The organism is Pseudomonas gingeri, assembly GCF_013386115.1.
Classification (GTDB): Bacteria; Pseudomonadota; Gammaproteobacteria; order Pseudomonadales; family Pseudomonadaceae; genus Aquipseudomonas; species Aquipseudomonas gingeri.
Window position 1 is genome coordinate 558999 of the sequence record NZ_JACAOR010000008.1, and the last position, 14115, is coordinate 573113.

At 63.5% G+C, this 14115-nt stretch carries 13 protein-coding genes; 10 read left to right on the plus strand and 3 right to left on the minus strand.

The genetic code is table 11. The features are described 5' to 3' along the window. Positions 1–7 precede the first annotated feature (7 nt). The gene (locus tag HX881_RS18435; protein ID WP_017127682.1) at positions 8–1483 is read right to left on the minus strand and encodes an inorganic phosphate transporter; all 1476 of its coding nucleotides are present in this window, start codon (positions 1481–1483) and stop codon (positions 8–10) included. A 388-nt stretch (positions 1484–1871) separates the two neighbouring features. Then, the gene (locus tag HX881_RS18440) at positions 1872–2072 is read right to left on the minus strand and encodes a hypothetical protein (protein ID WP_083875411.1); all 201 of its coding nucleotides are present in this window, start codon (positions 2070–2072) and stop codon (positions 1872–1874) included. Positions 2073–2830: 758 nt separating this feature from the next. Between HX881_RS18440 and pcaR the strand changes: the two genes are divergently transcribed. The 10 genes from pcaR to HX881_RS18490 all read left to right on the plus strand — a co-directional run bounded on the left by pcaR (position 2831) and on the right by HX881_RS18490 (position 13763). After that, a complete protein-coding gene (gene pcaR / locus HX881_RS18445) occupies positions 2831–3673 on the plus strand; it encodes a pca regulon transcriptional regulator PcaR (RefSeq protein WP_017127684.1) in 843 nt (280 codons plus the stop codon). Positions 3674–4056: 383 nt separating this feature from the next. After that, entirely contained in the window at positions 4057–5403 is a 1347-nt protein-coding gene (gene pcaK / locus HX881_RS18450; RefSeq protein WP_017127685.1) for a 4-hydroxybenzoate transporter PcaK, read from the plus strand. Between the two features lie 181 nt (positions 5404–5584). Then, complete coding sequence (locus tag HX881_RS18455; protein WP_017127686.1) at positions 5585–6442, plus strand: CoA transferase subunit A; 858 nt, start codon at positions 5585–5587, stop codon at positions 6440–6442. Continuing rightward, complete coding sequence (locus HX881_RS18460) at positions 6439–7221, plus strand: CoA-transferase subunit beta (RefSeq protein WP_177085879.1); 783 nt, start codon at positions 6439–6441, stop codon at positions 7219–7221. Before HX881_RS18455 ends, HX881_RS18460 begins: the two co-directional genes overlap by 4 nt. Continuing rightward, positions 7218–8423 carry a 3-oxoadipyl-CoA thiolase gene (pcaF, locus tag HX881_RS18465; protein WP_177085881.1) on the plus strand — a complete coding sequence of 402 codons (1206 nt, stop codon included), beginning with the start codon at positions 7218–7220 and terminating at the stop codon, positions 8421–8423. The genes HX881_RS18460 and pcaF overlap by 4 nt, the downstream gene beginning before the upstream one ends. Positions 8424–8610: 187 nt before the next feature. Then, positions 8611–9906 (plus strand): MFS family transporter, encoded by a 1296-nt coding sequence (locus HX881_RS18470; protein ID WP_017127689.1) that lies wholly within the window; start codon positions 8611–8613, stop codon positions 9904–9906. A 46-nt stretch (positions 9907–9952) separates the two neighbouring features. Next, positions 9953–11311 carry a 3-carboxy-cis,cis-muconate cycloisomerase gene (locus tag HX881_RS18475; protein ID WP_177085850.1) on the plus strand — a complete coding sequence of 453 codons (1359 nt, stop codon included), beginning with the start codon at positions 9953–9955 and terminating at the stop codon, positions 11309–11311. A 26-nt stretch (positions 11312–11337) separates the two neighbouring features. Then, positions 11338–12132, plus strand: a complete 795-nt coding sequence (pcaD, locus tag HX881_RS18480; RefSeq protein ID WP_177085883.1) for a 3-oxoadipate enol-lactonase — start codon at positions 11338–11340, stop codon at positions 12130–12132. A gap of 37 nt (positions 12133–12169) precedes the next feature. Then, entirely contained in the window at positions 12170–12562 is a 393-nt protein-coding gene (pcaC, locus tag HX881_RS18485) for a 4-carboxymuconolactone decarboxylase (protein ID WP_177085852.1), read from the plus strand. Between the two features lie 301 nt (positions 12563–12863). Beyond that, positions 12864–13763: a polysaccharide deacetylase family protein gene (locus HX881_RS18490; protein WP_177085854.1), complete on the plus strand. Its 900-nt coding sequence runs from the start codon at positions 12864–12866 to the stop codon at positions 13761–13763. A gap of 65 nt (positions 13764–13828) precedes the next feature. On the opposite strand, the gene HX881_RS18495 is transcribed toward HX881_RS18490, so the two are convergent. Next, positions 13829–14115: OprD family outer membrane porin (locus HX881_RS18495; protein ID WP_177085856.1), on the minus strand; the 287-nt coding region annotated here is incomplete at its 5' end.

Here is a 14115-nt window from a genome sequence, read left to right on the forward strand (position 1 = left end):
AAACGACTCAGCTGCCGAGCATCTTCGACGCGATCCAGAACAACCCGGCGGACAGCGCCACGGTGGCTGGCAGGGTCAGTACCCAGGCCAGCAGGATGGTCTTGATCGTGCTGCTCTGCAGGCCGCTCTTGTTCGCCAGCATGGTGCCCGCGACACCCGACGACAACACATGAGTGGTCGAGACCGGCAGGGCAAAGATGTTCGCCAGGCCGATCATGCAGGCGGTGGTGATCTGTGCCGACATGCCCTGGGCATAGGTCATGCCCTGCTTGCCGATCTTCTCGCCGATGGTCAGTACCACCCGCTTCCAGCCAACCATGGTGCCCAGGCCGAGGGCCAGGGCCACTGCCAGAATCACCCAGAACGGTGCGTATTCGGTGGTGGTGGTCAGGTCCTTGCGCAGTTTCTCCAGGTCCGCCTTCTCGCGGGCATCCAGGCCCGGCAGCTTGCCGACTTTCTTCGCGGTGTCATCCAGGCAGAGCAGGTAGCGACGTACTTCGATGCGCTTTTCCGGCGACAGCGAATGGTAGTCGGTCACACCCTTGAGGTTGTTCAGCAGGGCGGCGATGGTCGGCTCGGTCTGCTGCGGGTTGCAGCGGAACTTGCCCGGCAGGTCGTCCTGAACGCTTTTGCCCAGGGCCAGGAACTCGCTCAGGGTCGCGTTGTTGCGCTGGTAGAACTGGCTCAGGTGCAGGGTCGCGTCACGGGTCCGCTCGATCTGGTAGGTGGTGGTGCTCAGGTCGAGGACGAATTGCGCCGGGACGATACCGATCAGCACGAGCATGATCAGGCCGATACCTTTCTGGCCATCGTTGGAGCCGTGCACGAAGCTGACGGCCATGGCGGAAATCACCAGGACCAGGCGGTTCCAGAACGGCGGGTGCTTCTTGTCGTCGATCTTGCGCCGCTGGTCCGGAGTCTTGTGCATCTTCGACAGCGGACGCCACCACTTCAGGCCCACCAGCACCAGGCCGGCGACCAGCATGCCGGCCAGCGGCGAGAACACCAGCGAGGCACCGATATCGATCGCCTTCTGCCAGTTGACCCCGTCACCCAGCGGAATATCGTTGAGCAATGCGTTGGCCAGGCCGACACCGAGGATCGAACCGATCAGGGTGTGGGAGCTCGACGCCGGGATACCGAAGTACCAGGTACCCAGGTTCCAGGTGATGGCCGCGGCCAGCAGCGAGAACACCATGGCGAGGCCATGGCCGGTATTGACGTTGATCAGCAACTCCACCGGCAGCAGGTGCACGATGGCATAGGCGACGCCGACCCCGCCGAGCAATACGCCGAAGAAGTTGAATACACCGGAAAAGAACACCGCGAGATGCGGCGGCATGGCTTTGGTGTAGATCACTGTGGCCACCGCGTTAGCGGTGTCATGAAAGCCGTTGATGAACTCGAAGCTGAGGACAAAGGCCAGGGCGAGCAACAGGCTCACAAGAACCCAAGCATCCAGTCCGCTGAATAAATCGATCATGAAGGTTTTCTGACCCGGTCATAAGGGGGCGCGATTATGCCAGAAAAGCCTGCTAATCGATGCACTAGCTGCTCACCGGTAACATTCTTCAATGAAAAAAAATGTAGGAAACCGTTAAACCTCAGGTTTTCCGGGCGTTTGCCAAGCATCTGATTTCATTGGAAATGCCCAATGAACACAAGGTTTCAGCGCGGGAATGAAAGGCCGAAACGGATGTGCGAAATTTCTGTGTGAGGGCCTGCCGGGCGTCATTCAACCCGATGGGATGTTCGGGGGCCTGGGCTCGGCGCGGGTAGCGCAAGCCGTTGACGTCCAGAAGCCTGAGGGAATCCGGATAGGAGAGACCGGCTGCCAGGGGCAAGCCTCACAAGGTTCGAGACCGCCGTGCCTAAGGCTCTTCGGCCTTGAGTTCCTTTTCCATTTTTTGCAATTCCTGGGTAAATGCCTGGTCCAGGAGGCTGGCTCGTTTGCGCCAGGGTTTGCGTTCTGGTTCGGGTTGCGCGGCGTAGGTGGTAATTTCCCCGCCGTAAACATCCTTGTAACGTTGCTCCTGGCGCTCAAGTTCCGCGCGCAGTTCGTCTTTCGTCACAGTGTTACCTAATTTGAGTTGATAAGGTTTTCCGGCGATACGTAATACGGGAGTTCCATGAAGTCCGGTGGCGTATCGGAACGGTTTTATAGTCGTTGGCCCTGGACGACGTGTCGGCGAAACAGCGGCGCCATGCACCAGGGCGGCGTCGACAGGGAAAGTGCCGTCATGGCAAGCGTTTCCCGGTTCGACAAAACGCGGCCATCCACGTTGAACATTGGTCTGGGCTTGAGAGCCAGGCTCTCGGAACCGCGACAGAACCAGACGGTTCGAATGTCGTATGGGGAGTATAGCGGCCGGTTTGAATAATACTATCGCGAAGCGGGGCTGGCCCGTCAACTTTGTGTGTGGGTTTTGTTGCGTAGGAGTTATGAACTGCAACTTGAGGACTTGGCTGGATACTGCCTGTTTTTTGGCGGCAAATTAACACTGCAAGTTCCGCGCGGGCAGTGTTAATTGAAAAGGGAAGAGCGCTTCTATATTGACGGCAACCTCATGTATCGGCGGTTTGCCGGAAGTCGGGAAAACGGCCTCACTTCGTGGGTAAGGCCGTGCCGGTGGATTTTCCGGTGGGTACCTGACCAGTATCCCGGAAAACCACCTGATGGCGGGGCAACGTTATAAGCTTCGGACCCTGGGGGTCAATTGCGATTATCGGGCCAGCGTTCGATAATCGCCCAATGTCGAGCCTGGCCGGCTTGTCTATCGGGCTGATGTCGGCCTGTAATAGCCGCTGACCGCGTGAACAAGGACCTGGAATGAACGACCCACTGCGCACTGCCTTCAACTCCGTGGCGCCGCCTATCGTTGCCTCGCCCGCCAAGCGGATCCAGGCCTTTACCGGTGACCCGGACTTCATGACTTCGCTGGCCCGGGGCCTGGCGGTGGTGCAGGCGTTCCAGGAGCGCAAGCGGCACCTGACCATCGCGCAGATCAGCCATCGCACGGAAATTCCCCGGGCGGCCGTGCGCCGTTGCCTGCACACGCTGATCAAGCTTGGCTATGCCACCACCGACGGACGCACCTACTCGCTGCTGCCCAAGGTCCTGACCCTGGGTCACGCCTACCTGTCCTCGACCCCGCTGGCGGTGTCGGCCCAGCCTTATCTGGACCGCATGAGCGAGCAGCTCCACGAGGCCTGCAACATGGCCACCCTCGAGGGCGACGACATCCTCTATATCGCCCGTTCGGCGACGACCCAGCGATTGATCTCGGTCGATCTTTCCGTCGGCGGGCGGCTGCCGGCCTATTGCACTTCCATGGGCCGGATCCTGCTGGCCGCGCTGGACGATGCATCGTTGCAGGAATACCTCGACCATGCCGACCTGCAGGCCAAGACCAGCCGCACCCTGCATACGCCCGAAGCCTTGCTCGAATGCCTGCAGCAGGTACGCCAGCAAGGCTGGTGCATCGTCGACCAGGAGCTGGAACAGGGCCTGCGTTCCATCGCCGTGCCGGTCTATGACGCCTCGGGCCAGGTGCTCGCGGCACTGAACGTCAGTACCCATGCCGGGCGCGTCAGCCGCAGTGAACTGGAGCAGCGTTTCCTGCCGAGCATGCTCGGCGCCAGCCGCGACCTCAGCGCCCAGCTGTTTGCCTGAACGTCCCGGCTGCCGCGGCAAAGCCGTTCGATAACCGCCCAGAGTTGCGTTTATCGAATTGCGCCGTTTTACGCCGCTCATTAATGTCGCGGCAGCGTCCTGAGTCGACGAGCCCGCAGGCCTCGACCCGGTGACCGCCCGATAATAATGACGAGGCCAAGCCGCCATGAGCACTCCCTTCGATAGCCCTCTGGGCAAGAACTCTCTTCGCAAGAACCCTCTCCGTAAGAACACTTTCCGTAAGAACACTCTTCGCAAGAACACTCGCGCGCGCATGCCGTTTACGCTGAAACGGCTCGCCTGAGCGTTATTCGCTCTGTCCAACGTCCGCCGCCCCTTGGTCGGCACCTGTGCGTCTGCGCGTCTGTGTGGAAATAAAAATAATGAACCAGCCTCAATCCGCTGTCGGTCACTGCCTCGATGTGCAGTCCTTTATCAACGATCAACCGCTGTCGCGCTATCAGTGGCGGGTGGTGATCCTGTGTTTCCTGATCGTCTTCCTCGATGGCCTGGACACCGCTGCCATGGGCTTTATCGCTCCGGCGCTGTCCCAGGACTGGGGTATCGATCGCGCCAGCCTCGGCCCGGTGATGAGCGCGGCCCTGATCGGCATGGTCTTCGGCGCCCTCGGTTCAGGCCCGCTGGCCGACCGGTTCGGGCGCAAGGTGGTGCTGGTGGGGGCGGTCCTGTTGTTCGGTGCCTTCAGCCTGGCCTCGGCCTACAGCAGTAACGTCGACCAGTTGCTGGTCCTGCGCTTCCTCACCGGCCTCGGCCTGGGGGCCGGCATGCCGAACGCCACCACGCTGCTCTCCGAATACACTCCGGAGCGCCACAAGTCGCTGCTGGTGACCAGCATGTTCTGCGGCTTCAACCTGGGCATGGCCGGCGGTGGTTTTGTGTCGGCCAAGCTGATCCCGGCCTTCGGCTGGCACAGTCTGTTGCTGATCGGCGGGTTGCTGCCGCTGATCCTGGCGGTGGTGCTGCTGCTCTGGCTGCCGGAGTCGGCGCGTTACCTGGTGGTACGCAACCGTGGCACGGACAAGGTGCGCAAGGCACTGGCGCCGATTGCTCCCGAGCAGGTCGCCGGGGCGGCGAGCTTCAGCGTTCCGGAGCAGAAGACGGTCAAGGCGCGCAACGTCCTGGCGGTGATCTTTTCCGGCACCTACAGCGCCGGCACCCTGTTGTTATGGCTGACCTATTTCATGGGTCTGGTGATCGTCTACCTGCTGACCAGCTGGCTGCCGACGCTGATGCGTGACAGCGGTGCGAGCATGGAGCAGGCCGCCTTTATCGGGGCCTTGTTCCAGTTTGGCGGGGTGCTGAGTGCGGTGGGGGTCGGTTGGGCGATGGATCGGTTCAACCCGCACAAGGTGATCGGCACTTTCTACCTGCTGGCCGGGATCTTTGCCTACGCGGTCGGCCAGAGCCTGGGCCATATCGCCCTGCTGGGAACCCTGGTGCTGGCGGCGGGCATGTGCGTGAACGGCGCGCAGTCGGCGATGCCATCGCTGGCGGCACGCTTCTATCCGACCCAGGGACGGGCCACCGGGGTTTCCTGGATGCTGGGGATCGGTCGTTTCGGCGCGATCCTCGGCGCCTGGATGGGCGCCACGCTGCTGGGCATGGGCTGGAATTTCGAGCAGGTGCTGACCGTGCTGGTGGTGCCGGCGGCATTGGCGACGGCGGGGGTATTGATCAAGGGTCGGGTCAGCCACGCGGACGCGACCTGAGGATCGGCCTTGCCGTTGGCTGGCAAACGGTAGCTTACAAACAATCGGTTCGATAATCGAACACTTAGTCGATTATCGGATTGTTTGGCCCCTGGCCTCGACTTAATCTGGTTTCACTCCGGCGCCGAACCTCGCGCCTTTTTCTTCCACGCTGGCTTGTTGAAACCGGGAGTCTGCATCCATGGCTGAAATCCTTTCGCTGCATGAAGCGGTGAAGCAATTCGTCAACGACGGTGACACCGTCGCCCTCGAAGGCTTCACCCATCTGATTCCGACTGCGGCGGGTCATGAAATCATTCGTCAGGGCAAGAAGGACCTGACGCTGGTGCGGATGACCCCCGATCTGATCTACGACCAGTTGATCGGTGCCGGTTGCGCTCGCAAGCTGATCTTCTCCTGGGGCGGCAACCCGGGTGTCGGTTCCCTGCACCGTCTGCGCGACGCGGTGGAGAAGCACTGGCCCCATGACCTGGAAATCGAAGAGCACAGCCATGCCGACCTGGCCAATGCCTACGTCGCCGGTGCCTCCGGCCTGCCGTTCGCGGTGTTGCGTGCCTACGCCGGTTCCGACCTGCCGAAGGTCAACCCGTTGATCAGGAGCGTGACCTGCCCGTTCACCGGCGAAGTGCTCGCCGCGGTGCCCTCGGTCCGTCCGGATGTGACGGTGATCCACGCGCAGAAGGCCGACCGCAAGGGCAATGTCCTGCTGTGGGGCATTCTCGGGGTACAGAAAGAGGCGGCCCTGGCTGCCAGGCGCTGCATCGTCACTGTCGAGGAAATCGTCGACGACCTGAACGCGCCGATGAATGCCTGTGTCCTGCCGACCTGGGCCTTGAGTGCGGTCTGTCATGTCCCCGGTGGTGCGCATCCGTCCTATGCCCATGGCTACACCGAGCGCGACAACCGCTTCTACCAGGCCTGGGACCCGATTGCCCGTGACCGGGAAACCTTTACCGCCTGGATCGCCGAATACATCCATGGCACGGCGGACTTCGCCGAGTTCCAGGCCAAGCTGGCCCGCGCGTCGGAGGCAAAATAATGACCTACACCACCAATGAAATGATGACCGTCGCCGCTGCCCGTCGCCTGAAAAACGGTTCGGTCTGCTTTGTCGGTATCGGCCTGCCTTCCAAGGCCGCCAACCTGGCACGCCTGACCTCTTCGCCGGATGTGGTGCTGATCTACGAGTCCGGCCCGATCGGTGCCAAGCCCAGCGTGTTGCCACTGTCCATCGGTGACGGCGAACTGGCGGAAACCGCCGACACCGTGGTGCCGACCGGCGAGATCTTCCGCTACTGGCTGCAAGGCGGGCGGATCGACGTCGGTTTCCTCGGTGCCGCCCAGGTCGACCGGTTCGGCAATATCAACACCACGGTGGTGGGCGACTATTTCTCGCCCAAGGTCCGCCTGCCCGGCGCCGGCGGCGCACCGGAGATCGCCGGTTCGGCGAAAAGCGTGCTGATCATCCTCAAGCAGTCGGCCCGTTCCTTTGTCGACAAGCTGGACTTCATCACCTCGGTCGGTCACGGCGAAGGCGGCGATTCGCGCAAGCGCCTCGGCCTGCCGGGCGCCGGTCCGGTGGGCATCATCACCGACCTGTGCATCATGGAACCGGAAGCGCAAAGCAATGAGTTCGTGGTCACGGCCCTGCATCCGGGGGTGACCCGCGAACAGGTGATCGCCGCCACGGGCTGGCCCGTGCGTTTCGCCGAGCAGGTGGACAGCACCGCGGCACCGAGCGCAACCGAACTGGCCGCCTTGCGCGACCTGGAAGCCCGTACCGCCGCGGCCCATGGCCAAGCCCCTGGAGAAGCCTGATGCGTGAAGTCTTTATCTGTGACGCCATTCGTACGCCCATCGGCCGTTTCGGTGGCGGCCTGGCCGGCGTGCGCGCCGATGACCTGGCAGCGGTGCCGATCAAGGCGCTGATGGAGCGCAACCCGTCGGTGAACTGGGACGAGGTCGATGAAGTGTTTCTCGGCTGTGCCAACCAGGCCGGCGAAGACAACCGCAACGTCGCGCGCATGGCGTTGCTGCTGGCGGGCCTGCCGGAGAGCATTCCCGGGGTGACCCTCAACCGCCTCTGCGCCTCCGGGATGGATGCCATCGGCACCGCGTTCCGGGCCATCGCCAGCGGCGAGATGGAACTGGCGATTGCCGGCGGCGTGGAGTCCATGTCCCGTGCGCCGTTCGTGATGGGCAAGGCCGACGCGGCGTTTTCCCGCAACATGAAGCTGGAGGACACCACCATCGGCTGGCGTTTCATCAATCCGTTGATGAAGGCCCAGTACGGTGTCGACGCGATGCCGCAGACCGCCGACAACGTGGCGGATGACTATCAGGTCTCGCGCGCCGACCAGGATGCCTTTGCCCTGCGCAGCCAGCAGCGCACGGCGGCGGCCCAGGCCGCCGGTTTCTTCCGCGAGGAAATCGTGCCGGTGCGTATCGCCCATAAAAAGGGTGAAACCCTGGTCGAGCAGGACGAGCATCCCCGGGCCGACACCACCCTGGACGCACTGGCACGGCTCAAGCCGGTCAACGGCGCGGACAAGACCGTCACCGCCGGCAATGCCTCCGGCGTCAACGATGGCGCCGCGGCACTGATCCTGGCGTCCGCCGAGGCGGTGAAGAAACACGGCCTGACGGCCCGGGCGCGGGTGCTCGGCATGGCCAGCGCCGGTGTCGCCCCGCGGGTCATGGGCATCGGTCCGGTGCCGGCGGTGCGCAAGTTGACTGAACGCCTGGGCCTGGCGGTCAGCGACTTCGACGTCATCGAGTTGAATGAAGCGTTCGCCAGCCAGGGCCTGGCGGTGCTGCGCGAGCTGGGTATCGCCGATGACGCGGCACAGGTCAATCCGAACGGCGGGGCGATTGCCCTGGGGCATCCCCTGGGCATGAGCGGCGCGCGCCTGGTCCTGACGGCGCTCCACCAACTGGAAAAGACCGGCGGCAGCAAGGGCCTGGCGACCATGTGCGTGGGCGTCGGGCAGGGGCTGGCGCTGGCGATTGAACGGATCTGACCAGGGTTCGGTCGCTGTAACCTGTGGGAACCGGCTTGCCGGCGATGAGGCCCTTGAGCCTTGCCGCGTCTATCCATGTGCCATCGCCGGCCAGCCGGCTCCTGCAAGGGCGGCGATTGTTCTTGCGGAACAGGTCTGTTGCAAAGTATGTCTAGACTGCAACTACCCCTCCTACGAGTGAGAGAACATGACAACAACAACGACGCCGTACACCGGTGAGGAACGTAGCAAAAGGATCTTTGCCATCGTCGGTGCTTCTTCCGGCAACCTGGTCGAATGGTTCGACTTTTATGTCTATGCCTTCTGTGCCATCTATTTTGCCCCGGCTTTCTTCCCTTCCGATGACCCGACGGTGCAACTGCTCAACACCGCCGGTGTATTTGCCGCCGGCTTCCTGATGCGGCCCATCGGTGGCTGGTTGTTCGGTCGTGTGGCCGACAAGCACGGCCGCAAGAATTCGATGATGATCTCGGTGCTGATGATGTGCGCCGGCTCCCTGGTCATCGCCTTCCTGCCGACCTATGCCAGTATCGGAGCCTGGGCACCGGCGCTGCTGCTGGTGGCGCGGCTGTTCCAGGGGCTGTCGGTGGGCGGCGAGTACGGCACCACCGCGACCTACATGAGTGAAGTGGCGTTGCGCGGCCAGCGCGGCTTCTTTGCCTCGTTCCAGTACGTGACCCTGATCGGCGGCCAGTTGCTGGCGGTGCTGGTGGTGGTGATCCTGCAACAGTTCCTCACCGAGCCCGAGCTCAAGGCCTGGGGCTGGCGCGTACCGTTCGTGATCGGTGCCATCGCGGCGGTGATCTCGCTGCTGCTGCGTCGTGCGCTGAAGGAAACCACCAGCAAGGAAACCCGCCAGGACAAGGACGCCGGCAGCATCCGGGCGCTGTTCCGCGATCACAAGGCGGCGTTCATCACCGTGCTCGGCTACACCGCCGGCGGCTCGCTGATTTTCTACACCTTCACCACCTATATGCAGAAATACCTGGTGAACACCGCCGGGATGACCGCCAAGACCGCCAGCTACATCATGACCGGCGCGCTGTTCCTCTATATGTGCATGCAGCCGCTGTTCGGCATGCTCTCGGACAAGATCGGCCGGCGTAATTCGATGCTCTGGTTCGGTGCCCTGGGTGCCTTGTGCACGGTGCCGATCCTGCTGACCCTGAAGACCGTCACCAACCCGTTCCTGGCCTTCGTGCTGATTACCCTGGCCCTGGCGATCGTCAGCTTCTATACCTCCATCAGCGGCCTGGTCAAAGCCGAGATGTTCCCGGTGCAGGTACGCGCGCTGGGCGTGGGCCTGGCCTACGCGGTGGCCAATGCCCTGTTCGGCGGTTCGGCGGAATACGTGGCGCTGAACCTCAAGTCGGTGGGGATGGAGAACGCCTTCTACTGGTATGTGACGGTGATGATGGTCGTCGCCTTCCTGTTCAGCCTGCGCCTGCCGAAGCAGGCGGCGTACCTGCACCACGATCACTGATCGGCCTGCGCGCCCGTTCCGGGCGCGCATTTACCAGGGATTTTTTATGCCGCGACCGAGCAATCAACTGTTCGATGCCTACTTTGTTGCCCGCGATATGGGCGAGGTGTTCTCCGATCAGGGGCGGGTCCAGGCGATGCTGGACTTCGAAGCGGCCCTGGCCCGTGCACAGGCGCGGGTCGGTCTGATTCCCCAGGCGGCGGTGGCGCCCATCGAGGCGGCCTGCCGCGCCGGGCTCTACGATTTTTCCGCCCTCGGCGAGGCGATCGCCACGGCCGGCAACTCGGCGATCCCGCTGGTCAAGGTGCTGGGCAAGCAGATCGCCGGCACCGATGCCGGAGCCGAACGTTATGTGCACCTGGGCGCCACCAGCCAGGATGTGATGGACAGCGGCCTGGTGCTGCAACTGCGCCGCGCCTGGCAACTGATTGACCGTGACCTGCAACGCCTGGGTGAAGTCCTGGCGTCCCAGGCCCGGCGCCATGCGGCCACGCCACTGGCCGGGCGGACCTGGTTGCAACAGGCGACCCCGGTCACCCTGGGCATGAAGATCGCCGGCTGGCTGGGGGCGGTCACCCGCCATCGACAGCGCTTGCGCGAGCTGCAACCGCGCTTGTTCAGCCTGCAGTTCGGCGGGGCCTCGGGCACTCTCGCGGCCCTGGGCGACCAGGCGCTGGCGGTGGCCGAAGCACTGGCCGGCGAACTGCAACTCGGCCTGCCGGAGCAACCCTGGCACACCCATCGCGATCGCCTGGTGGAGTTCGGTGCCGTGCTCGGACTGATTGCCGGCAGCCTGGGCAAACTGGGACGTGACATCAGCCTGCTGATGCAGACCGAGGCGGCGGAAGTCTTCGAGCCGTCGGCGCCCGGCAAGGGTGGTTCCTCGACCATGCCGCACAAGCGCAATCCGGTGGGCGCCGCCGTGCTGATCGGCGCGGCGACCCGGGTGCCGGGGCTGCTCTCGACCCTGTTCAGTGCCATGCCCCAGGAGCACGAGCGCAGCCTCGGCCTCTGGCATGCCGAATGGGAGACCCTGCCGGAGATTTGCCGGTTGGTCTCCGGGGCCTTGCAGCAGGCACTGATTGTCTGTGAGGGGCTGGAAGTCGATCCGGCGCGGATGCTCGAGAACCTCGACCTGACCCAGGGGCTGCTGCTGGCGGAAGCCGTGAGTATTGTCCTGGCCCAGCGCCTGGGACGTGACACGGCCCACCACTTGCTGGAGCAATGCTGCAGGCGGGCGGTGGCTGAACGGCGTCACCTGCGCGTGGTGCTGGGCGACGAACCGCGAGTGACCGCCGAACTGTCCGCGGACGAACTGGATCACCTGCTCGACCCGGCCCACTATCTCGGCCAGGCACAGACCTGGGTCGAGCGTGCCGTGGCCGATCATCTGGCTTTTATCTGAAGGAGGCTGTCGTGGGAAAGAGCGTCGTGGGTTCTGTGCAACTGGCCGAAGGCCAACTGAATTACCAGCTCGATGGCCCGGAGGGCGCTCCGGTCCTGGTTTTGTCCAACTCCCTGGGCACCGACCTGGGCATGTGGGACACCCAGTTGCCGGCGTTCGCCGAGCACTTGCGGGTATTGCGTTATGACACCCGTGGCCATGGCCGCTCGCTGGTCACCGAAGGACCGTACAGCATCGAGCAACTGGGGCGGGATGTGCTGGCCCTGCTCGATGCCCTGCAGATCGAGCGCGCGCATTTCTGTGGCTTGTCCATGGGCGGGCTGATCGGCCAGTGGCTGGGGATTCATGCCGGCGAACGCCTGTACAAGCTGATCGTGTGCAACACGGCGGCCAGGATCGGTGATCCGGACATGTGGAACCCGCGTATCGAGACCGTGCTGCGGGACGGTGAGGCGGCCATGCGGGCCTTGCGCGACGGGGCGATCGCGCGCTGGTTCACGCCGGACTTTGCCGCCGCGCACCCGGAGCAGGTGACGCCGATTACCGACATGCTCGCCGCGACGTCGCCCCAGGGTTATGCGGCCAACTGCTGTGCGGTGCGCGACGCGGATTTCCGTGACCGGCTCAGCGCGATCCAGGTGCCTCTCCTGGTGATCTCGGGCAGCGAGGATGCGGTGACGCCGCCGTCGGGTGGCGTATTTATCCAGCAGCATGTGCGGGGCGCCGAGTACGCCGAGTTCCATGCCGCCCACCTGTCGAATGTCCAGGCCGGCGATGACTTCAGCCGTCGGGTGCTGGATTTTCTGCTGGCCGGGGTTTAAAGAGCCTGTTTGAACAGCCTGTGTGAGGAGAGTGTTCGTGGATGAGAAACAACGTTACGCCGAAGGCCTGCAAGTGCGTCGCGCGGTATTGGGCGAGGCCCATGTCGAGCGCAGCCTGGACAACCTGACCGAGTTCAACTCGGAGTTCCAGGAAATGATCACCCGGCATGCCTGGGGCGATATCTGGACGCGGCCGGGGTTGCCCCGGCACACCCGCAGCCTGATCACCATTGCCATGCTGATCGGCATGAACCGCAGCGAAGAACTCAAGCTGCACCTGCGCGCGGCGGCCAACAATGGCGTGACCCGCGAGGAGATCAAGGAAGTGCTGATGCAGAGTGCGATCTACTGCGGAATCCCGGCGGCCAACGCGACGTTCCATCTGGCGGAGTCGGTATGGGATGAATTGGGTGTCGAGTCCCGCGGATGATGATCGCTCCCGCGCTCTGTGTGGGAATGCCTCTTGGGACGCTCTGCGTCCGCTTCTGTGACGCGCAGCGCCACGGGTTGCATGCCCGGAACGATCGGTGCGAAGTCAGCCGCGTACGGAACGCTTTGCCATCCTGATGCTCTGAGTAAGATGATGGCCCCCCTTTCAGGATGGAGCGGGGCAAGGAGCTTGTGCCATCTCGCCACAGAGATGCGCACTCAAGCTCCACTCCGTTCCTTGCAACGACGGCTTGAAGGCATCTTGGTTCTGTCATTGTTGCGTCCCGGACCAGACCCTCCCCATGAAGTCGGTTTTCACTTTTCTTTCCGTGCTCGCGCTCGTCGCAAGCCTGGGCGGCTGTATCGGCCCGCCGCTACCACTGACACCGGGCACCGAGCAGGCCCTGCGCACGCAACCCCCGATCCGTTTCCTGCTGACCTTCGATGATGGGCCGAGCGCGTCCAGTTTCTGGAATCCCACGGCATCGGTGCTCGATGACCTGGCGCAGAACCCGATCCAACCGGGAATCAAGGCCGTGTTTTTCGTCCAGACCGGAGCGCCCAGGGCAGGTAACAGCGATATCGGACGGGCGCTGATGCGCCGCGAGCAGGCCGAGGGGCATATCCTGGGTTTCCACACGGCGGGAGCATGGCACACCAATCACCGCTCGCTGGATCCCCAGGCGCTGGAGCAATCACTCAGCGACGGCAGTGCCGTCATTGCCGGGATCAGTGGCGCGCCGCCGACTCTCCTGCGCCCGCCATTCTGGAACTACGACAAACGCACCTTCGCCGCCTATCAGCGGCATGGCCTGCATGTGCTGTTGACCGACCTGAGTGCCAATGACGGCAAGGTCTGGGGGATTACCGCCAGCCCGCAGCGCCGGGCCAATCTGCTCAAGCACCTGGCCGAAGTGCGTGAGCAGATCGCCCGTGGCGAGATGCCGGTGGTCGATGGGGTGATCCCGGTGGTGGTGACCTTCCATGATCTCAATCGCTACACCGCCCGGCATATGCAGGAGTATCTGCAGATCCTCATGGACTGCGCGCGGGACACCGGCGTGCGGACCGCCGAACAGCCGTTCTACACGGACCGCGCGGCGTTGTTGCGGGCGGTGCTGGCGCGCACGGTGCAGGACAGTTCCGTGCCGGTGCATCTGCCCGGCCTCTGGAACTGGTGGTGGGACAGTGATTCCCACTAGACCCGTACGAAAACCACCTGATCGCCACTCGGCGAGTTTCGTGCGGAGCCTGGGCCGGCGCGTGCTTACAGCAATGAAATCGGATAGCTGACGATCAGGCGATTTTCGTCGAACTCGTTGCTGCTGAAGCTCTTGCGCAGGCTGGAGTTGCGCCAGCGCACGCTCAGGTCGCGCAAGGCCCCGCTCTGCACGGTATAGGCCAGCTCCGATTCGCGGCCCCATTCCTTGCCGTCGGTCACCGTGCCGATGTGCACGTTGTCGCCGCTGATATAGCGGTTCATCAGGGTCAGCCCGGGGATGCCCAGCGCGGCGAAGTTGTAGTCATGGCGTAACTGCCAGGATTTCTCCCGGG

Excerpts from the sequence above, each read along its gene's own strand:
- HX881_RS18435 (WP_017127682.1), bottom strand. The coding sequence starts at position 1,483 with ATGATCGATTTATTCAGCGGACTGGATGCTTGGGTTCTTGTGAGCCTG.
- pcaR (WP_017127684.1), top strand. The coding sequence starts at position 2,831 with ATGAACGACCCACTGCGCACTGCCTTCAACTCCGTGGCGCCGCCTATC.
- pcaK (WP_017127685.1), top strand. The coding sequence starts at position 4,057 with ATGAACCAGCCTCAATCCGCTGTCGGTCACTGCCTCGATGTGCAGTCC.
- HX881_RS18455 (WP_017127686.1), top strand. The coding sequence starts at position 5,585 with ATGGCTGAAATCCTTTCGCTGCATGAAGCGGTGAAGCAATTCGTCAAC.
- HX881_RS18470 (WP_017127689.1), top strand. The coding sequence starts at position 8,611 with ATGACAACAACAACGACGCCGTACACCGGTGAGGAACGTAGCAAAAGG.
- HX881_RS18475 (WP_177085850.1), top strand. The coding sequence starts at position 9,953 with ATGCCGCGACCGAGCAATCAACTGTTCGATGCCTACTTTGTTGCCCGC.
- HX881_RS18490 (WP_177085854.1), top strand. The coding sequence starts at position 12,864 with ATGAAGTCGGTTTTCACTTTTCTTTCCGTGCTCGCGCTCGTCGCAAGC.